This window comes from uncultured Chitinophaga sp. (assembly GCF_937898475.1).
GTDB lineage: Bacteria > Bacteroidota > Bacteroidia > Chitinophagales > Chitinophagaceae > Chitinophaga.
The window spans coordinates 963,301-984,089 of sequence record NZ_CALEJS010000016.1 but is presented as its reverse complement, the minus strand read 5'-3'; the positions used below and the strand labels follow the sequence as shown (position 1 = coordinate 984,089).

At 46.0% G+C, this 20,789-nt stretch carries 15 protein-coding genes; 8 read left to right on the top strand and 7 right to left on the bottom strand.

Annotated features, from left to right (window positions below):
* Window positions 1–41: 41 nt before the first annotated feature.
* The 4 genes from Q0577_RS13850 to mnmG form a co-directional block, all read right to left on the bottom strand.
* Window positions 42–1,190: a lactonase family protein gene (locus Q0577_RS13850; RefSeq protein WP_298737250.1), complete on the bottom strand. Its 1,149-nt coding sequence runs from the start codon at window positions 1,188–1,190 to the stop codon at window positions 42–44.
* 47 nt (window positions 1,191–1,237) lie between these two features.
* Window positions 1,238–2,569, bottom strand: coding sequence for an outer membrane beta-barrel protein (locus Q0577_RS13845; RefSeq protein ID WP_298737249.1), 1,332 nt, complete (start codon window positions 2,567–2,569; stop codon window positions 1,238–1,240).
* Between the two features lie 26 nt (window positions 2,570–2,595).
* Window positions 2,596–3,147 carry a sigma-70 family RNA polymerase sigma factor gene (locus Q0577_RS13840; RefSeq protein ID WP_298737247.1) on the bottom strand — a complete coding sequence of 184 codons (552 nt, stop codon included), beginning with the start codon at window positions 3,145–3,147 and terminating at the stop codon, window positions 2,596–2,598.
* 395 nt (window positions 3,148–3,542) lie between these two features.
* On the bottom strand, window positions 3,543–5,411 hold the full coding sequence (gene mnmG / locus Q0577_RS13835; protein ID WP_298737245.1) for a tRNA uridine-5-carboxymethylaminomethyl(34) synthesis enzyme MnmG: 1,869 nt from the start codon (window positions 5,409–5,411) through the stop codon (window positions 3,543–3,545).
* 2,822 nt (window positions 5,412–8,233) lie between these two features.
* Here mnmG and Q0577_RS13830 point away from each other — a divergent pair.
* The 3 genes from Q0577_RS13830 to Q0577_RS13820 are packed head-to-tail and all read left to right on the top strand — an operon-like array spanning window position 8,234 to window position 11,146.
* A complete protein-coding gene (locus tag Q0577_RS13830; protein ID WP_298737243.1) occupies window positions 8,234–8,995 on the top strand; it encodes a glycosyltransferase family 2 protein in 762 nt (253 codons plus the stop codon).
* Window positions 8,996–9,038: 43 nt separating this feature from the next.
* Window positions 9,039–10,130 (top strand): glycosyltransferase family 1 protein, encoded by a 1,092-nt coding sequence (locus Q0577_RS13825; protein ID WP_298737241.1) that lies wholly within the window; start codon window positions 9,039–9,041, stop codon window positions 10,128–10,130.
* Between the two features lie 50 nt (window positions 10,131–10,180).
* Complete coding sequence (locus Q0577_RS13820) at window positions 10,181–11,146, top strand: hypothetical protein (RefSeq protein ID WP_298737239.1); 966 nt, start codon at window positions 10,181–10,183, stop codon at window positions 11,144–11,146.
* Window positions 11,147–11,179: 33 nt separating this feature from the next.
* On the opposite strand, the gene ybeY is transcribed toward Q0577_RS13820, so the two are convergent.
* A complete protein-coding gene (gene ybeY / locus Q0577_RS13815; RefSeq protein WP_298737238.1) occupies window positions 11,180–11,605 on the bottom strand; it encodes an rRNA maturation RNase YbeY in 426 nt (141 codons plus the stop codon).
* Window positions 11,606–11,741: 136 nt separating this feature from the next.
* Here ybeY and Q0577_RS13810 point away from each other — a divergent pair, with 136 nt between their 5' ends.
* Window positions 11,742–11,981 carry a FeoA family protein gene (locus Q0577_RS13810; protein WP_298737236.1) on the top strand — a complete coding sequence of 80 codons (240 nt, stop codon included), beginning with the start codon at window positions 11,742–11,744 and terminating at the stop codon, window positions 11,979–11,981.
* A gap of 554 nt (window positions 11,982–12,535) precedes the next feature.
* Here Q0577_RS13810 and nadA read toward each other — a convergent pair.
* Window positions 12,536–13,543: a quinolinate synthase NadA gene (gene nadA / locus Q0577_RS13805; RefSeq protein ID WP_298737234.1), complete on the bottom strand. Its 1,008-nt coding sequence runs from the start codon at window positions 13,541–13,543 to the stop codon at window positions 12,536–12,538.
* A 765-nt stretch (window positions 13,544–14,308) separates the two neighbouring features.
* Here nadA and Q0577_RS13800 point away from each other — a divergent pair.
* From Q0577_RS13800 to Q0577_RS13790, 3 genes are all read left to right on the top strand, one after another.
* On the top strand, window positions 14,309–16,399 hold the full coding sequence (locus tag Q0577_RS13800) for a peptidylprolyl isomerase (protein ID WP_298737232.1): 2,091 nt from the start codon (window positions 14,309–14,311) through the stop codon (window positions 16,397–16,399).
* A 178-nt stretch (window positions 16,400–16,577) separates the two neighbouring features.
* Entirely contained in the window at window positions 16,578–17,081 is a 504-nt protein-coding gene (locus Q0577_RS13795) for a DUF2480 family protein (RefSeq protein ID WP_298737230.1), read from the top strand.
* 4 nt (window positions 17,082–17,085) lie between these two features.
* Complete coding sequence (locus Q0577_RS13790; RefSeq protein ID WP_298737228.1) at window positions 17,086–17,742, top strand: hypothetical protein; 657 nt, start codon at window positions 17,086–17,088, stop codon at window positions 17,740–17,742.
* Here the strand turns inward: Q0577_RS13790 and corA are convergent.
* Window positions 17,739–18,833 carry a magnesium/cobalt transporter CorA gene (corA, locus tag Q0577_RS13785; protein WP_298737226.1) on the bottom strand — a complete coding sequence of 365 codons (1,095 nt, stop codon included), beginning with the start codon at window positions 18,831–18,833 and terminating at the stop codon, window positions 17,739–17,741. The genes Q0577_RS13790 and corA overlap by 4 nt on opposite strands.
* A gap of 307 nt (window positions 18,834–19,140) precedes the next feature.
* Between corA and Q0577_RS13780 the strand changes: the two genes are divergently transcribed.
* A complete protein-coding gene (locus tag Q0577_RS13780; protein WP_298737224.1) occupies window positions 19,141–20,751 on the top strand; it encodes an FAD-dependent oxidoreductase in 1,611 nt (536 codons plus the stop codon).
* The last annotated feature ends 38 nt before the right edge of the window (window positions 20,752–20,789 follow it).

Below are 20,789 nucleotides of genomic sequence, written 5' to 3'. Positions count from 1 at the left end.
TTTAATTACTATCCCGAAAAAGCTATGCCATACCTGTATGCCTAATGTTGTACCGCCACCATTTTTAAACATACCGGCATGGAAATATTGATCTCCTGGCCGGTTGCTTTGAATGAGCCATTTACCTTGTTACGTTTGAACACAACTATATTGTCTGTATCCTGGTTAGCTGCCAGCAGGAAATTACCGGATGGATCTATCATGAAATTACGTGGGGTTTTGCCTTTGGTAGATTGTTGTCCTTTTCTTTGCAGCTTCCCGCTTTTATTATCTATGGCATAGTATACAATGTTGTTGAGCGTTCCCCGGTTGGAGGCATACAAAAATTTTCCATCCGGCGATACATGTATATCCGCGCCGGATATGGTTCCCTTAAATGCTTCCGGTAAAGTAGACACGGTTTGTATGGGCGTCAGCTTACCTTCATCATAACGGAAAGCCGTTAACTTACCATCCAGCTCATGTACCAGGTAAGCCCATTTACCACCGGGATGGAACGTAAGGTGCCGCGGACCAGCGCCTGGCGGCAGTGCTGCATAAGAAGGGCTTGCTTCCTGCAGCAGTAAAGGTGATGAAGGATCGTACTTATAGATGCCGATCTTATCAATACCCAAATCGGACACAAACAAAAACTGGTGATCCGGCGAAAACTCCACACAATGTACATGCGGTTTTTCCTGCCGTTCTTTATTTACACCGGAACCGGTATGCTGTATGGTTTGCAGCGGTGCACCCAGCTTTCCGTCAGGCTGAACCGGGAGTACAGACAAGCTGCCACTGGCATAATTGCCTGCCACCACATGTGTTCCATCCCCGTCTGTATTAACATAGCAGGGACCGTCTCCGCCGGAGGGTTGTTTATTTATAAATTGCAGCTGACCTGTACTATGGTCCAGTTCAAAAGCGCTCACACTTCCGGTTCTGTCGCCGTTTGATTCATTTACTGAATACACATGTTTTTGATCGGGAGCAACTACGAGATAGGAAGGGTTATCCACACCTTTGGCAGTACTTACATATTTCAATTCACCGCTTTGGGTATTGAACGTATACACATAGATCCCTTCACTTTGCTTTTTGGTGTAAGTCCCTATCAGCAGGTATTGCATGCTGTCCTGTTTAAGGGAATCCTGTGCAAGCAGCATGCCGGGTATCAGCAGGGCGCTGGTGGCAAGGAGTAGTTGACGCATAGATCATAACGTTTCTATACTAATATAGAAAAAATATGCCTGCCAACCTACCGCTTATGTCCTGCACTGTTGAAATTCAGCTGTAACATTACCCCGGTTGAGTATAGCCTTACCTCGCCATAGCCAACAGACCGGAGCGGTATTTTAGTAAAGGGCTGTATGCCGAGCGACATGTTGTTGTTCAAGGGGAACTGGTAAGTAAAGGCCAGGTTTAATACTGCCAGGTAGTGCTGGTTAGCGTTGGTAAGTTCTTTATCGCTATCCCAGCCGCTCTGGTATTTATAAGTATATTTTTCTTTCAGCATCAGGTAGCTGGAAAGACCTGCCGTTGCGCTCAGCGTATAATTGGGCCTGTTCATAAAAGCATAGTTAATATTAACAGGCACATCCAGCACGCCACAGTTCGCATCAATTTTCCTGATCACATGATAGGGATCCGGCGGCGCCCAGTTTTTAAGTACGCCGTAATCTCTCCAGGTTCCGCCATATGGTTTCTGACTATATATTGCGCCGGTGGTAAATGCCCAGCGGTTATTCACATGGTAACTCAGCAACAATCCGCCATCCACGCCCAAACGGCCATACTGCAGGGAAGGCGCCACATTATATACCGGTCCGCCGGTCAGTGTTAAACTCAAACCTTTCCGGGACGGCAATTCCTTTTTCTCCTTCGTCTTCTCATCCGCCGGCTGCACGCTTTGTTTAAGGGGACTGCGACCATTACCTTTAATGTTTGTTGATAGCTGCTCTTCTTTGGGTTGAAGCGTTGCGAGTAGTTGCAATATATTATCCTGCCCGCCTGCCGTTTTCGTTGCACCTGTTCTTTCCGCCCCGGTAGCTGTGTACTGTTCCTTTGCATTTACGGGATAAGATAACACAGGATCTGCCGGCTGTTTTGTGCGGTCAACCAGTGGTGATGGTGTGTGATGTTTTGCTGCGGCTGTTTCTTCATGAGCAGGAGTGGCAGACTTATTTGTCTTCGGCATTTCGGATGATGAAGCAGCCTGCTGCTCTTCTCCCCGAACAACGGCTGCTGGCTGTTTGCTTTGATCTGTAGTATTTGTGTTTGCTTTTTCTTCAGGCGTATCTCCCTGCGTTTTAACGGGTGTTTGTTGTTGCGGTACCGTGCTTGTGTTATTGGATGAAGCCGCCGGTGACGGATGATCGATTGATGTGGAACTGCGCCACCAGAAGAAGGCGCCGGTTCCCAGCAATAATAACAATAAAGGAGTCAGCCATCTCCAGAAAGATCTTCCGGAATAGCCATCCTCATTGAGCGCATCCAGTTTTTTTTCCATCTTCTTCCATGCATCCGCATCAAATGGAATATCACCTTCACTCAACTTTTCACGAAACTTTTTATCAAACGCGTCACTCATTTTAGTCGCAGACCTTCTGCAGGTCTTCAGGTTTTTAGCGTATTCTTGTAACTACTTGCTTTTTCTATTTTCTCTTTTAATAATTTTTTCGCTTTAAATAAATTGGATTTAGACGTCCCTTCAGATATACCCAATTGATCAGCTATTTCCTGGTGCTGATATCCCTCCATCACGTAGAGGTTAAATACAGTACGATAGGCGGGTGGTAAAGATTGCACCAGGACCAGCAGCTCGTCATAAGACAGCTTGTCCATGGCATTATCATCCATACCAAGATCATATACTTTTTCGATGTCTTCTGTAAAGGAAATTTTTTTCTTGCTGCGCAGATGGTCGATAGCCGTGTTTACCATTATCTTGGCCAACCAGCTCTTAAAGGGACGATTCGTATCAAATTCTTTAATGTGTTGAAATATTTTCAGAAATCCATCATTTAAAATTTCTACAGCCTCTTCTTTATTCTGTGCATAACGCAAAGCAATGCTCATGGCATATCCATAGAATTGCCGGTACAATAATTCCTGGCTGTTCCGGTTCCATTCCCGGCAGCCTTCAATAAGGTAGTTCAGTTCGTGCACGAATAGTCTGTTACCTGATTATAATCCTGACCCCCGCAAAGTAGCAACTCCCTTTCATTGTTCACGAATATAAAGTTATATCCGTTTTATCATAATCAGGTATAGTATTTACGGGTAGATGTTAAAAAGCGTTGCTTTTCTCCACACTTTTTAACAAAAAAAGAGGGTTCTTCCGAAAAACGCATTTTAAGGCCTGTTTTTGCGCGAGTACCCTGTTTTGATATCAGTGGTTTACCAACCGGCAGATCGTTGAAATTTGAGGCGATAATGGGGTCGATATTTTTCTATATAAAATACTGAAAACCATATGCTTAAACTAAAGTGGCTTTAACAGCCATAAAAAAAGGGAAAGTTTTGTAACCTTCCCCTTTTTTTATACCGGATATTAAAATTTTCTATCGGCCCATGTACACCATGAGTATTTGTACATCGCTTGGGTTGACCCCGCTGATGCGGCTGGCCTGACCCAAGGTACGCGGACGGATCTTATTAAATTTCTGCCGTGCTTCTGAACTTAATGAAACCAGTTTGCTATAATCAAAACTATCCGGGATCACCAGGTCTTCCAGCTGGCTCATTTTTTTCACCAGTTCATTTTCCTTTTCAATGTATACTTCATACTTGATCTGGATCTCTGCCTGTTCCAATATTTCTCTTGAAAAATCTTTCAGCGCCTGATTTACTTTAGTTACCTGCTCCTTCATTGAAAAAATATCCATCGCCGGGCGCAAAAGTATTTGCATGGCTTTTTGTCGTTGACTAAGCGGCGCAGAATTTTTTTCGGTCAGCAGGTTATTAATATCTTCCGGGTCCAGCGGCATTTCTTTCAGGATGGCTTTTACTTTTTCCACACCTTCTTTTTTGGTCTGCACTTTTTCCATCCTTTCCTGTGAGGCAAGGCCCAAACGATAACTTCTTTCCGTAAGCCGGAGGTCGGCATTATCCTGGCGGAGCAATGTTCTGAACTCAGCCCTTGAAGTGAACATACGATAAGGTTCTTCTGTTCCTTTATTGATCAGGTCATCTATCAGTACCCCGATGTAAGCTTCACTTCTTTTCAGTACAAAAGGTTCCTGGTTATGTGCTTTGAGGTGTGCATTCATACCGGCAATCAACCCCTGGCAGGCTGCCTCTTCATAACCGGTGGTACCATTTATTTGCCCTGCAAAGAACAGGTTTTCCATTCTTTTTGTTTCCAGCGAGAACTGCAATTGGGTAGGTGGAAAATAATCATACTCTATTGCGTAACCTGGTCTGAACATTCTGCAGTTTTCAAAACCGGGTACCATCTGGAGGGCTTTGTATTGCACATCTTCCGGAAGGGAGGTAGAAAAACCATTCACATATATTTCCACTGTGCTCCAACCTTCGGGCTCCACGAATAGCTGGTGCCTTTCTCTTTCGGCAAAGCGATTGATCTTGTCTTCAATACTTGGGCAATACCTGGGCCCCACTCCTTGTATCCTTCCCTGGAACATGGGCGATCTGTCGAACCCGGTTTTCAGTGCCTCATGTACATCGGCACTGGTATAAGTGATCCAGCAGCTGCGTTGTTGCTGCGGAGTAATTTTTTCAACATCCATATAGGAGAACCCGACGATCTCTTGGTCTCCTTTTTGTTCCTCCATTTTGGAGTAGTCCAGACTGCGTCCGTCTATACGGGGAGGTGTACCCGTCTTCAAACGGTCGCTTTCAAAACCCAGCGATACAAGTTGCTCGGTAATACCGGTGGCAGCTTTTTCTGCTACGCGGCCACCGCCAAATTGTTTATCGCCGATATGCATAACGCCGTTCAGGAAAGTACCGTTGGTCAGTACAACAGACTTTGCTTTGATCTCATGCCCCAGCCCGGTTATAACACCGTAACATTTCCCATCTTTTACAAGCAGGCCCTTCACCATATCCTGGTAGAAATCCACATTCGGGGTTTGCTCCAATGCTTCCCTCCATTTTGCAGCAAACAACATACGGTCGTTCTGTGCGCGGGGGCTCCACATGGCAGGCCCCTTAGATCTGTTCAGCATCCTGAACTGTATCATGGACTGATCTGTAACGATACCTGAGTAACCACCGAGTGCATCTATTTCGCGCACGATCTGCCCTTTTGCAATACCGCCCATAGCGGGGTTACAACTCATCTGGGCAATGGTCTGCATGTTCATGGTAACCAGCAAAACCCTGGACCCCATATTGGCTGCCGCAGCCGCAGCTTCACAACCTGCATGCCCGGCCCCAACCACAATTACATCGTAAGAAGGAAACATATTTTTGATTCTAAGAAGATGCAAAATTACGTATAAGCAGGGAGACTGAGGATATTTATTGTATGTTCCACGTGGAACATTGAAATCCGGGGATGGAAGAAGCGGTAGGTAAGGAAACTGAACGTAGATAAAGTTAGTATATTCATAGGGAGAATGGCTGGTATTAATGTGAGATATTCTCTTTAAGGAGGTCCTTTCGGGATAAAATTTGTCTATGACAACGGCATGCCCGGTGGAACAACACATAAAGATCACCTCTCCGGGACAAGGCAAATGCTATTGCTAAACAAACTATACCAATGAATCACCTGATAAGGATGGGTACCACATGCTCTAATACACAAAGCCTGGCATCATTCTGAATTAATAATTATAACCAGCAAGCTCCACTGACTTCCCTCCTGCCCAATTTCCGGTAAGTTATAGGGTACCCCATCGACGCTAATATAAAGTACCATCAAACCTCGGCTATGGTCCGGTAAGTAACATATGAAATATGCGAGCCCCCGATTACTAATCCGGGGGCTAAGCGCTCTCTTCCCAACTATTCTGGTAAAGCGTCCGGCTAATGTAGACTTCTAGCCTTATGGTTTCCCTAAAACCGATATTATATACTTCCTGCATCAGCTTGCTCCTGTACACATCCACAACAACAAACCAGCCCCTTTTACAGGACCATCCATTCTATCCCGATAAAGACTTTATAAGGTGTAGGGTCCCATTTCCATTCATCAAAATATACACAGGTATCCACCCTCCTGAACGGTTGATGCTGATGGCATGCAGAATAATAATACTCCAAACAAGATTCTGTCAATACCTACCCATCGCGTCTGTTACATCCGGGTCCAGGCACCACCGGCTAACCATACACCTCCCTATCAAAACGCCATCAAGATATCCCCCCAGGGTAGATTGCTATTATACCTGTCCTTGTACTCCTCAACCTGGTTCCGCTAGTACAAGGCATGAATATCTACACTGTTCAGATTCACCATACCCATCTTCCCGGCAATCACCACTCCCTAAATACGGAAGCTATCAAAAGTCTTATGGGATCAGGCTATTCCTTTCCCCGAACGCTATCTTCAGATAGCAAAGCCGGTATGCACCCTTGTAAAACAACGGCTTAAAACAAACCGGGTTAAAACTAACCCACATACTATACCCGTCCCACTTCAGTCATTGGCAATCACCAAGCCACCAGCTAAGGTATCCAGTAATTAAGTGGTAAAGCTGTCCATCAGACCATCCCACAACGTCGAAGAATAAGATCGGTATGTATGCATTATACAACAAACCAGGGGAATAAACCTCATTGATGCCAACCTTGTGGAACATAACATATCTCCCACTACGCCTGCCAGCAATCACCTACCCATTCAATAACCCAGGCATCAGAAGTACCCGCTCAAAACAAACTGCCTCTGAGCCCTTACTAAGTTTCCCTCACCGTTTTGTAGTCCTGTTATCAATACCTTCAAAGCTTGGCACCAGGTAGACACCTTTTGATCCCTATGACCTATATATCAGCATCAGTCAGGCAAACCAAACAAAGGTATTGACCTGTTCAGTACCATGTTCCCGGAACAGGTGATATACTACTAACCTGTAAAACCAACCCGTGGGTACAAAACACCACTCCAATGACAGGCCCTATTCCAATGAAAGACCAACCTATTCTACAAACACCCTATAAAGGATGCCCGCCATGCTCCTGTATAATCTTTCCCCAGGCTTAACACCTGTTGCTTCGCCCCACATCGATGGATAACCAGCAGCGCAAGGTGATAAAAACTACCCAAGGGTACTGATCCCTTTTATATCAATAGTACAATCTATCTGTTACAGCAACTCCACCCTACTTCACATTTTGCCACCATAGAAATTGCAGGATACAGACTACCTGCAATCCCGATCAAAACTTACTGCACTCAGAAAGAACCATACCTCAGTGCCGCTCGCTATAAAACCGGGACGTTATGACCGATGTATTAGGAGGGTGTCCGATCCTATAATATCTCCTACATCCTTCAGAACAGCACGCCGAGGGTCTACCGGGCGATCCATCCTGGTTTAGCAATCTCCCCTAATCTTTACCATTCACCTGTTCATTAACAAGCAACCTGAAGTACGTTAATAAACTCCCATGAATCAGGTTAGGAGCAATCCGTTCCCCAAACAATTGTACTCCTTAGAAATCGTCAAGCCCATACAACCTGTCCACCATTTAGCATTTGCCTATTCGATGAGAAAGCCCGTAGTAATAATCCGTAATCAGCGAGGCAGATAAACAACTACACTCCTGGAAGAAATACCGGCGCATTACTATAGGGAACTGCAAGCTCCAAACAACCAAAAAGATTTCTCATAAATATCACCCGCTGCAAAAACATGTATGTTCCACGTGGAACATTCCAATTTCATGTTCCACACTCATGAAACCAATCCATCCCAATCCAGCACCTTCACCTTCCTGACCCTTCTCCCACATACTACCCACCCGTTCACAAACGTTCACCCTAAATGCATCAGAACATGCTATCTCTTCCCCGGTAACATTATCCACCCTAACTTCGTTTAGTATTGGCATAAGTTACAGCGTGGAAAAGTTAGATATTCAAATGGCAGTTAGACTATCAGCATGGCTTTAAACAACAATTAACCGGAAACCATACTCCGGGGAAACCTTTCGGAACGCAGGACACTCATCCTCCTGCAAATAAGCCAACTTATTCTACCAGCCATCATAACACCATGCTACACATTATTATTCTTTGTAACTTGGCGCGCTCTAAAAAACAGCTACAAACTTTTGTACCATGATAGAAGGTGGAAACCGTAAACTATTCCAACAATCTCCTAAACCTAATGGACCGCTTATTTCAGTCATAACGGTTACCAGAAATGCTGCAGACTGCCTCGAAAAGGCTATCCAAAGTGTACAGGCACAAACCTATCCTAACCTGGAACATATCATCCTGGATGGTGCAAGCACAGATAATACCGTCGAGATACTTAAAAAGTATAACGACCAGATCGCCTACTGGAAAAGTGAGCCCGACGCTGGTGTGTACAACGCCATGAACAAAGCGGTTACCTATGCCCGGGGGGATTGGTTCCTGTTCCTGGGTGCAGACGATGAATTGTTCCCTGGCTTCAGCCAGATGATCGAAGAAAATATCGATGATGAAAACTGTGTGTATCATGGTTGTACCCTGTGGAAGAATATGATTATGGGACAAGGCTACAACGGCTACAAACTGGCAAAAGAGAATTTTTCCCACCAGGCCATGTTCTACCCCCGGGCCGTGTTCGACAAATACCGCTATGACGAAAAGTATATTGTACGGGCAGACTATGTACTCAACATGCAGATATGGGCAGACAAAAACTTCCGCTTTGAATTCCATCCCCTGCTGATTGCCCGCTATGCCGCCGGCGGTATGTCTGGTAAAGTGGAAGATGAAGCATTTAAAAAAGACAGGATCCGCCTGGTAGGAAAATACCTTGGGTATAAAAACATGATCCGGTATATCATCAAACGATATAAATACAAAAGACAAAACTTTATAGAATACTAAACCATACCCGGTTAATTTTACAGTCCTATACTAACCAACAAGAATGAAAGTATATTTCGATCACCAGATATTTTCAATGCAACGTTTCGGCGGGATTTCAAGATACTTCGCTAATATTTACAGCTACCTGAACAATCACGGACATCCGGACTGCAAACTGTTGGTGTTGTATAGCAGGAATCATTACATCCAGGATATGAAACTGCCCCTGCCCTCATTCCTGGGTGAAACCTTCCTGAAGAAACAGCATAAGCTGGAGCGCTGGAACAAAAAGTACGCCCGCCACATGATCAAAAAGAATGATTTTGATCTGCTGCATCCCACCTATTATCATCCCTACTTCCTGACAAAACTGAAGAAACCTTTTGTGCTGACCGTTCACGATATGATCCATGAGTTGTTCCCGGAGTTCTTCTCCCCTCACGATCATTTCGTTCCTTTCAAAAGAGCCACCATCACAAAAGCTGATCATATCATCGCCATCTCCCAGTCTACCAAAAATGATCTGCAGCAGGTCTTCAATATTCCTGATCATAAGATCAGCGTGGTATACCATGGATACATGGAGAGCCAACAGGAAAAAGATCCAGCTTTTACTCCTCCCTTCCGGGATTATATACTCTATGTAGGAGACCGGGCCAATGGCTACAAGAACTTCAGCAGGTTTGTTCGCGCGGTACAACCATTGATGCACCGCTATGATATTAACCTGGTGTGTACAGGTGGTGGCAACTGGGGATCTGCCGAGCGTGAACTGCTGCTCCGGGCAGGTATCCAGGATAGAACCAAACAAATTGCAGCGACAGAAGCGCAGCTGAATACCCTTTATCAGAATGCCATCGCATTTATCTTCCCTTCTTTGTACGAAGGCTTTGGATTTCCCATCCTGGAAGCATTTAAAAACAATTGCCCGGTCATCACCAGCAATACCAGCTGCTTTAAAGAAGTTGGCGGCGATGCCGCCGCCTACTTCGATCCCTACCAGCAGGAAGAAATGACACAAGTAATTGAATCTGTTATTAATAGCAGTGATAAGGCTGTACAGCTGAAACAGCGTGGCATCCGGCAGCTGTCCAGGTTCTCCATGGAACAATGTATGCAGGGCACTTTAGAGGTATATAAACAATTGATTTGAGCAGGGTGAACCATAATTATTTATATCTTTAAAAAGAACATCTTTAATTTATGGAGCACTACACATCCCGTTCACCTGTATTATTCATGATCTTTAGGCGGCCGGATCTTACGGCGCGCGTATTTGAGCAGATCAGGAACGTTCAGCCAAAAAAATTATACATCGCTGCAGACGGACCAAGGCCTGAGAAAGAAGGAGAACAACAGTTATGCAATGAAACAAGGAACATCATCAAACAGGTAGATTGGGACTGCGAAGTAAAAACCCTTTTCAGGGAAAAGAACCTGGGTTGCAAAATGGCCATCTCTTCGGCTATCGACTGGTTCTTTGATCATGAAGAAGAAGGCATTATCCTGGAAGATGATTGCCTGCCTAACCAGAGCTTCTTCCGCTTCTGCGATGCCATGCTTGAAAAGTACCGCCACGACACCCGCATCCGGCATATCTCCGGTTGTAACCTCCAGCATGGAAAAACCTGGGGTACCGCCACCTACTATTACTCCAACCTTACACATGCCTGGGGATGGGCCAGCTGGCGCAGGGTGTGGAAAGATTATGACCGCGAACTTGCTTTATACAATGGCGCCGATGTAAGTAAACAACTGCCCAAGATCTTTACCGATCCGCTGGTGATTGAAAGCTGGCACCGCATTTTTGAAGAAACCAAAGCCGGGAAGATTAACACCTGGGATTATCAGCTCACCCTGATCAACTTTTTTCAACACGGCCTCTCCATTATCCCCAACATCAATATGATCAGCAACATCGGGTTTGGGGCCAACTCCACACACACCAGCCAGGAAGACAGTGTGTACGCCAACATTCCCCGGAAAGAACTGGGCGAGATCACCCATCCGCTCTTTGTGCTGCCGGAAAAAGATGCCGATTTTGCCACACTCAATTATGATTTCCAGGTGGAAGTTACCAGGGCGGCAATGGAAGCGCAAAGATTGGCACAATACCGGGAGTCGCGGCGCCTGAAGAACAGGATAAAAAGATTGTTTAAAACAAGCTGAAACAGCATCGCCCTTTAAAAGCGTCACTGACAATTATTCACCAAAATATTCCACGAGACATTCATCTTCCTTCTGACGCATCAGCGCAGCATCTTTTTTTGATTTGTCCTTATAGCCGCACAAATGCAGTGCTCCGTGAAAGATCACCCGGTGTAATTCCTGTTCCTCGCTGACGGCAAACTTGTGTGCATTTTCCCTTACGCGGTCTATACTGATATAGATTTCGCCCTCCGTGTTGGCTGGATCATCACTCAGCTCAAAAGTGATAATGTCTGTATAAGTGTCATGCTGTAAAAACTGCTGGTTCATTTCCAGCAGGTAGGCATCGCTGCAAAAAACATACTGCAGGCCCAGCAGGCCCTGCCCTTCCCGCTGGAAGAGCGCTTTGAGAAAAGCCTTCAGCTTTGTCCTGTTCCTGATCTGTACTTTAACTTCGTGCGCGGTAAATTGAATCGCCATATTAGATTTCTGATCCCGGATGTAAAAGTATAGTGAAATTTCTGATTGACGCGCCCCTCTTTTTTGCCGGATGGCTTTAGAAAGGTACCTTTGCCTATCCTGAAATACTTGAATGTTCTAACAAAGTGGATTTGAAATGAGTAAACGTCAGATAAAGTTATCTTCCCTGGCAATTGGCAGAAGTGCGATCATTACAGCATTTGAAAAAGATGACCTTCATATCAAACTAATGGAAATGGGTTGTGTGCCTGGTGAAACAGTAAAAGTGGAAAAGATCGCTCCCCTCGGAGATCCCATCTCTATCATGGTAGCCGGCTACAATTTATCGCTCCGCAAAACAGAAGCTGACTTCATCTGGGTAGAAGAGATCAACTGATCAGCTTATTCATTTTTATCCCCCGTTCCTGCCTTCTTTGGATCCTTATCCGATAGTTTCCCTGTACCCCTTCATTTGTTCCCGATCACATTACCGTTTGCCTTCCACGCAGTACAAGCGTGACCTTCGTCTGATTTTCGGGCTGAAATGCTGTGCCATCTTATGTTTGATAAGAGATGAGCCCTATATAAGCCCTTATTGCTCCCTACTTCAGACCTTGTTCATCCCTACCTTATAAGGAACGGAATATCTATGGATCTGTATCATGATAGTTTGAAAAGAGGATGGTGTAACCACAAGTTCTTTCACTTGTTGCGCAGCATTATGAGGAAGATTTCATGAAACCGCCGCGAAGGGCTTTAGCGTGCGTTATACCGTAGAGAGTACAGGAAGGCAGGCAAATACACGATTCTCAGCACACTACCTATGCGCTGAGAATTACATATAAAGAAGAAGCCCCGGGGATGCGCCAGGATAGCACATTCTCGGGGCCTTCCGTCCGATAAAGTAATATTAAATTAAATAATAGTTGTAAAATACTGGTTTATAAATATTTACAAACCATACTGTGCGCTGATCTCCAGCATACGGTCTATTGGCTTCTTTGCAGCAATGCGTAATTGCTCATCCATGGTGATTTCCGGCTCTTCATACTCCATACAGAGGTAAAGTTTTTCAAGGGTATTGAGCTTCATGTGCGGGCAATCATTACAGGCGCAGGCATTATTAGGGGGTGCGGGAATGAAAGTCTTACCCGGGTTGGCCTTTTCCATCTGGTGCAGGATACCGGTTTCGGTCACAACAATGTACTCCCGGGCATCATCCCGCTGTGTAAATTTCAGCAAACCGGTGGTAGACCCTATATAGTCGGCGATCTCCAGTACGGCGGCTTCGCATTCGGGGTGGGCAATCACCTTGGCTTTGGGGTGCCTTACCTTGAGCCGGGTGATCTTTTCCAGGGAAAAAATCTCGTGTACCATACAGGCGCCATTCCACAGTATCATGTCGCGACCCGTTTTACGGCGCAAATAGCTGCCTAAATTCCGGTCGGGGGCAAAAATGATGGGCTGGTCAGCCGGAACGCTTTCGATGATTTTTTCGGCATTGGAGGACGTACAAATGATATCGCTCAGTGCTTTGATACCTGCAGAGCAGTTTATGTAAGAGATCACCAGGTGATCGGGGTACTTTTCCCTGAACTTCCTGAACAGCTCGGGAGGGGCGCTGTCGGCCAGGGAACAACCCGCCTTCAGATCCGGCAGCAGCACCTTCTTCTGTGGGCTCAGTATCTTGGCAGTCTCGGCCATAAAATGCACGCCGGCAAACACAATGATGTCGGCATCTGTTTTGGCGGCCTCCTGGCTCAGCCCCAGGCTGTCGCCAATGTAGTCTGCCACATCCTGAATATCGGGCTCCTGGTAATAGTGCGCGAGTACAATGGCGTTTTTTTCTTTCTTCAGCCTTTCTATTTCGGCAAACAGATCCAGGTTCACATTAACGGGCACATCCAGAAATCCGTTGCGCTGCAAATTTTTTTTCGCTTCGGCTAGCTCCCTAATCATAATTATATACTTTAATTATTTATTTAAAAAAGAAAAACCCACTACTATTAGGGGGGTGAATATGTGGAAATCGAATTTTCCGGTAAAATACAAAGGTAGTTGTTAATCTGTTTTGCTGAGCTATCCACAGGAAATTAACAGTTCTTTTCCGCTACCAGACTGGATTTAGCCCTCTCTATCCACACCCGTGGATATCGTTTTTGGTGAACATCTTTGTAGTGTGTGGTATATTAAGAAAGTGTTAACAGTAGCCGCTTACTTTCCACGTTTATCCCCTTTTTGACCCCGGACAAACTTCCGGCAGAATAACAAAATTAGTTTTCCCTGTATGCATGGGGCTGTTTACCCACATAATCACCCGCTTATGCCATGGTTTTTCACAATTCCTGTGGATAAATAGACCCCGAAAACTGAAACCGGGTAAAAGCTGCTGTAAGTTTTTTATTACCAGGTTTATACACAATTTTATGTGGATGAGCAATTTTCGCGATGGTAATTGTGGATAACTGCCCCGGGAAAAGCTGCACTATCAGCGGCTGAAAATCTTTACTGGTGGCTGATTTACAAATACCTAACAGATATCCCCATCTGCCCGTAAAACACCCCGGAATGTGGATAACCTGTGAATGGGGATTGATCAAAACGGGAGGTGAAAAGCCCTGAAATCCTTTACTGTATTGCTTTTAGGCCCAAAAAATACTGTTTTGCAGTTACAACTATTTTATTCTATTTTTGCTTTCCCTAAAATTTTATATTATATAATATATGTCAGTTATTCAGAAGATCAGGGATAAATATGCGGTGGTGATCGTAGTTGTGATCTGCCTTGCCATAGTTAGTTTCCTGTTGCAGGATGCCTTTTTTGGCAGGAATTCCCTATTCCGTCGTTCCACTACTGTAGGTAAAGTAAATGGTGAAGAGCTGGATGTTACAGAATACCAGCGGCTCATCCAGGAACAAGAAAACAATTACCGCGCCGGCGGCAGTGTTGACGAACAAACCCGTCAGACCATCCGCGAGCAGGTTTGGAACGAATTCCTCAGTGACAAGATCATGGAGGAAGAGTACAGCAAACTGGGCATCGATGTTACTGAAGCTGAAATAGTAGACCAATTCAACGGGAAAAATCCTAACCCGGTGGTGGTGCAGAACTTTACCAATCCCCAGACCGGTGAGTTTAACCGCGAAACCATGATGCAGATCCTGCGCAACGTTAACCAGGATCCTACCGGACAGACCCGCGAAGGTCTCCGCAGGCTGGAAGTTGCCGTAGGCAAATACCAGAAAACACAGAAATACGGCGCGCTGATCACGCAGGCGGTTTACTATCCCAAATGGATGGCCGCTCAGCAGCAGCAGGATAACAGCCAGAATGCTACCGTATCTTATGTGAACGTTCCTTACGCCACTATCCCGGATTCCACCATCCAGGTAAATGATAACGAGCTGAATAAATTTATACAGGATCACAAATCCCTGTTTAAAACAGAAGAAGCCCGTAAAGTGGAATACGTATCTTTTGATGCGCTGCCCTCCGGTTCAGATACTGCAGCCGCCCTGCAGCAGATGGCCGAGCTGAAAACAGAAATGGATACCACCCATGATATTGAAGGTTTCATCAACCGCAACTCCGAAATAAAATATTATGACGGGTATGTATCGAAAAGCGCGGTGATGGTGCCCAACAAAGACAGCATCGTCAATCTTCCCGTAGGCGGTATTTATGGTCCTTATGTGGATAACAACTACCTGGTGCTGGCTAAAATGGTAGACCGTAAAAATATGTACGACACCGTTAAAGTGCGTCATATATTAATAGGTACGCAAACCGGCCTGGCAGATTCTGTTGCCAAAGCCCGTATAGACAGTATTGAAAAAGCCGTAAGAGGCGGTGCTGATTTTAAAGCAATGGTTGCCCAGTATTCTGATGACCCGGGCAGCAAAAACAACGGCGGCGAATACGAAGTAACGCCGGCCACTACTTTTGTAAAAGAATTCAAAGACTTTGCTTTTGAAGGATCCAAAGGTCAGCTGAAAGTGGTGAAAACACAATTTGGCTATCACCTGATTGAGATCATGGAGCAGAAGAACCTGGGCCCTGCCCTGAAAGTGGCTTACCTGAGCAAACCCGTGGAAGCCAGCAAGGAAACTGACAGTAAAGCCTATGCTGCAGCCAGCGAGTTTGCCAGCGAGAACCGCGATCAGAAATCATTCGATAAGAATGTGCAGGCTAAAGGATATAACAAACGTATTGCCGATAACCTCCGCCCTATGGATCACGTGATCCCCGGTATTGGCCAGGCCCGCGAACTGGTTCGCTGGGCATATGAAGCCAAAAAAGGAGACGCCAGCCAGGTATTTACTTTTGAAGATAAATATGTTGTAGCGGTGCTCACAGGTATCCGCGAAGAAGGTCTTACCCCGCTGGAAGAAGTAAGACCGCAGGTAGAAGCTGAAGTGAAGAAGCACAAAAAGGCAGCACAGCTGATCGCCAAACTGCAGAACCCTGCATCACTGGACGCCGCAGCTAAAGCTTCCAGCCAGCCGGTACAGCAGGCAGAAGGCATCAACTTCGGTACTCCCTTTGTACCTTCTCTTGGTTTCGAACCTAAAGTAGTAGGCGCTTCCTTCAACAAGAGCTGGGGCACTGCCAAAGTTTCTGCACCCATTGAAGGTAATGCCGGTGTGTATGTGATCAAGGTAAACAGCTACCAGCCTACCGGTCAGCCTGTTCAGGAGCTGGACAACGTACGCCAGGCCTACGAGCAGAGTATGAAAGGCATGCTGGGTCAGCAACTGTTCGAAGTGCTGAAAAAACAGAGCAAGATCCAGGACAACCGCGCCAAATTCTTTTAAGCAGCATAACTGACAATAGAAAAAGCCGTCCCGCTACAGCAGGACGGCTTTTTTTTAGCTGTTGGCTGTTAGCAGTTAGCGATTGGCGCGGATTATGGAATTGGCAGTTAAGGACTTAGGGGCACGGATCAATGACAACGGAGTATTTAGTAAATTTGCAGGGAAAATAAGTACTGACATGGAAGAGATTGTTAATAAAGTAGCACAGAGCGGATTAATTTCTTTAGACCTGGAGGATTATTATCCTAAAGAGGAGACTGTAGTATTTGACATAAAGCACTACCTGTTCATGGAAATGATCCTGAAGGAAAAGGATTTCCGTGCGGCACTGCAAACACATGACTGGGAACAATACCGGGATAAGATAGTAGCCATTACCTGTACGGCAGATGCGGTTGTGCCGATGTGGGCCTATATGCTGGTAATGACTTACCTGCAGCCGGTAGCGCGTTATGCTGCCTTTGGCGATGCGGAGGCCGTTTACCGCAGCGTATTCCTGCAGCAGTTACGGGATATTGATACCAGTGAATATGTGGATAAACGTGTTGTGGTAAAAGGTTGTGGCGATAAAGGCGCCGGAGAGGCCGCCTATGCGGAAATAACCCGCCTGCTGCTGCCTGTTGTAAAAAGCATTATGTACGGAGAGCCCTGTTCTACAGTGCCCATCTATAAGAAAAAATAACAGCGTGCAATATCAACCCAACCGGGCACTATATATAACAATCGTTCTATTGGTTGCCTGCATACTGCAGGGATGTAACGGCTGCAACAGCAGTAAAACAACAGACACGCAACAGGTACCCGGAGACAGCGATCAGGAAACACCCCTCACTCCTGCTGATAAAGACAGCCTGGCATTTTGGACAGAGCGCAAACTGATACAGTGGAAGAGCTGGATAGACAGCAGTACGGCAGGCCAGGTAGCAACAGACAACCTGCAGCGTACCACCACAGATACGCTTGCTTTGGCCGACAGTCTCTATATGGAAGAGGAAAGGTTTGAGCAGTTCAAACAATTTTTTGTGTACAGCCCTGACAGCAGCCAGGTAGTGGATATGGTAAGCTATGGTAATTTCCTGCACCAGGGCAGGAACGGCAAAGTAGTGCTGGAAGCGGGAGAGCCGGATACAGAAGTGTCTATCGTAAATGTACAAACGAAAAAACGGGAACGCATTTTATTTTGCGGGCCATCTACAGTGGTGAAACAGGCTGTGTGGATAGATGATCACACTATACTGATAGCCGGTGGCACTTATGATGAACAGGACAGACTGCTGCCTGCTATCTGGAAATACGATACACAAAACAAACTGCTGGAGAACTGGGAACCGTCTGCGCCCTAGAACCATCCTCTTTTCCTGAATACAATGATCATGACGATCAGGATAACTACCATCACTCCTATGGTAAAAAAGTAGCCGTTGGGCGAGTGCAGCTCAGGCATGTTATCGAAGTTCATTCCGTAGATACCTGCAATCACGGTGAGTGGCGCCATTAAAGTAGTTACCACCGCCAGTACTTTCATCACCTCATTCATTTTAAGGTTTAACTGCGTGTGATAATGTTCCTGCAGGTTCAGCACCATATCGCGGTAGTTATCGGTAAGATCGTTGGCGTGTATAATGTGGTCATATACATCCTTGTAGTATTTGAAAGTGCGCTCGTCTATCAAAGGGCTTTCTGTTTTGAGAAAGCCGTTCATCAGTTCACGTACGGGCATTATGGCTCTTCTGAACAGCAGCAGCTCGCGGCGCAACTGGTTGATACGGGCCAGCGCGCGGGTATTGGGTTGATGCTGTACCACGTCTTCCATCAGTTCTATACGTTCGCCCAGTTTGTCCAGCACAATATAATAGCTGTCTACAATCACATCCAGCAGGGCATAACATAAATAATCCGCTCCTGCTAACCGCAAGCGGGAACCGTTCATACGCAGTTTATCCCTTACAGGATCAAATAGATCCCTGCTGGGATCTTCCTGGAAGGAGATCACGAAATTTTTTCCGAGCACTATACTAACCTGCTCCTGTTCTATGGTACAGGCATGCGCATTAAAATAGATCATGGGCAATACGCCAAAGACCGCCTCGCCCATCTCGTCCATTTTTGCACGCTGGCCTACATTCAGGATGTCTTCTTCTATCAGGTAATGAATGCCATAACGTACACAGATGGCATGTACTTCTTCTTTACGGATGCCATCTATATTGATCCAGCTTACACCAGGTGTATCCAGGTATCTGAATACGTCTTCCATTTTGTCTGCTACTACTTCTTCGAACCCGCTGGCGCTATAATCAAATACAGTGATCTTCACTTCCGCCGGGGGTTTCCGGGAAGCACTACCCGTTACGGGGTTATAGTTCATGATGCGCTGCTTCTTTTCCCTGAAAGGATTCAGCACATCCCGGATCGGTAAAATACGTTTGGCCATAACAGTTAGTCAAAATTGTTTGAGCATTTCAAGGTTTGAAAGTTTGAACGTGTGCTGTGGTGCCGGGTGTTCTACAAACTTTCTAGCGCTTAAACCTTCAAACCTTCAAACTTTAAGTTAGTTAAAATACCGGTAATGTAAACATGCATGAACAGCTACCGGATTACCACGGATTGAGTAAAAAAATGCCCAGTTGTTTGCCGCCTGAATGCTTTCTATATAAGGGTTTTGTTGGCGCGCTTTTACGGATGCGATGAACGGGAATTGTTTTTGTTATTAATAAGCTGTGACCTTAAACGGAGTGATTATGGAGCAAGCGCAACAGCATGAACAAAAAGGCATTCAAAGCAGTCTTACTTCCGGCGTGCACAACAGTTCCTGGACAGATACTTTTCCTGTTCTGGAGTATGTGCCCCTGCAGGAGCATCTGAAAACAGATGTAGTGATCGTTGGCGGCGGTATGGCGGGTGTAAGTATTGCTTACCGGCTAACCAAACTGGGTAAACAGGTGGTACTGGTAGAAGACGGTGCCATTGGCAGCGGCGAATCTGGCCGCACCACTGCACACCTGGCCAGTGCACTGGACGACCGCTATTATGAGCTGGAACGCATTTTTGGAAAAGAAGGCGTCCGCAGCGCTGCAGAAAGCCACCAGGCAGCCATAGACTTTATAGAGCAGACCGTACAGCAGGAAAATATTGATTGTGATTTTGAAAGACTGCCCGGCTACCTGTTCTTACATCCTTCTGATGAGGAAGGATCCTTAATAAAAGAATATCATGCCGCCAGGGAAGCCGGACTGGATGTGGCGCTGACAGACAACATTCCCGGACTGGCTAAAGGTCCGGGCCTGGTGTTTGCCCGGCAAGGCCAGTTTCATCCGTTAAAATACCTGCACGGGCTCTGCGAAGCCATCATCAGCGCCGGCGGCAGGATATTTACCTCCACCAGGGCAACGGAAATTGATCACAGCGGTATTGTAACAGACCAGGGTTACCGCGTAGATGCGCAGTACGTAGTAGTGGCCACCAACACACCGGTGAACGATAAGTACGCTATGCATTTTAAGCAGTTTGCATACCGCACCTACGTAATAGGCGGCCTGATAAAGAAAGACAGCAAGCCGCATGCGCTCTGGTGGGACACGGGCGATACACGGGTCAACTCTTCCATCCCACCCTATCATTATTGCCGTTTACAGGCATACAATGAAACGCATGACCTGCTGATCTGCGGCGGGGAAGATCATGCCACGGGCCTGGCCTTTTCAGAAAAGACAACAGACGAGGAACGTTACCGTCAGCTGGAATGCTGGGCCAGGGAACATTTTGGTATAACAGAGGTGATCTACCGCTGGTCTGGCCAGGTGATGGAGCCTATGGATTCACTGGCCTATATAGGGCGTAATCCCGGAGATGAGGATAATGTTTTCATCGTTACAGGAGATTCGGGCAACGGTATGACGCATGCTACTGTTGCGGCCTTGCTGATACCGGATCTGATACTGGGAAATGTGAATAAGTGGAAAAAGATCTATGATCCGCAACGAATGAAATTTTTCCGTTCGGGTAAAACCTGGCTGAAAGAATTTGTAGGCGGCCTGCTGCGGTACATGAAAGAATATCCTTACGATGCAGATGTGGTGGAAATATCTTCCATTCAACAGGGAGAAGGTAAGATAGTAGAGCTGGGCAACAACAAGTATGGCGTGTATCGTGATGAAGATGATGACCTGCATATCATATCCGCCGTGTGCACCCACCTGCATTGCATTGTAAAATGGAACAATGATGAAAAAAGCTGGGACTGCCCCTGTCATGGCAGCCGTTTCACCTATAAAGGGAAGGTGATCAACGGGCCGGCTAACAAAGATCTTTTTTATTACCGCGAGAAAGCATCCCTGGGGCAACTCAGGTAAATCCTATTTTATAACAAGCAGCATAAAACAAGCAGTAT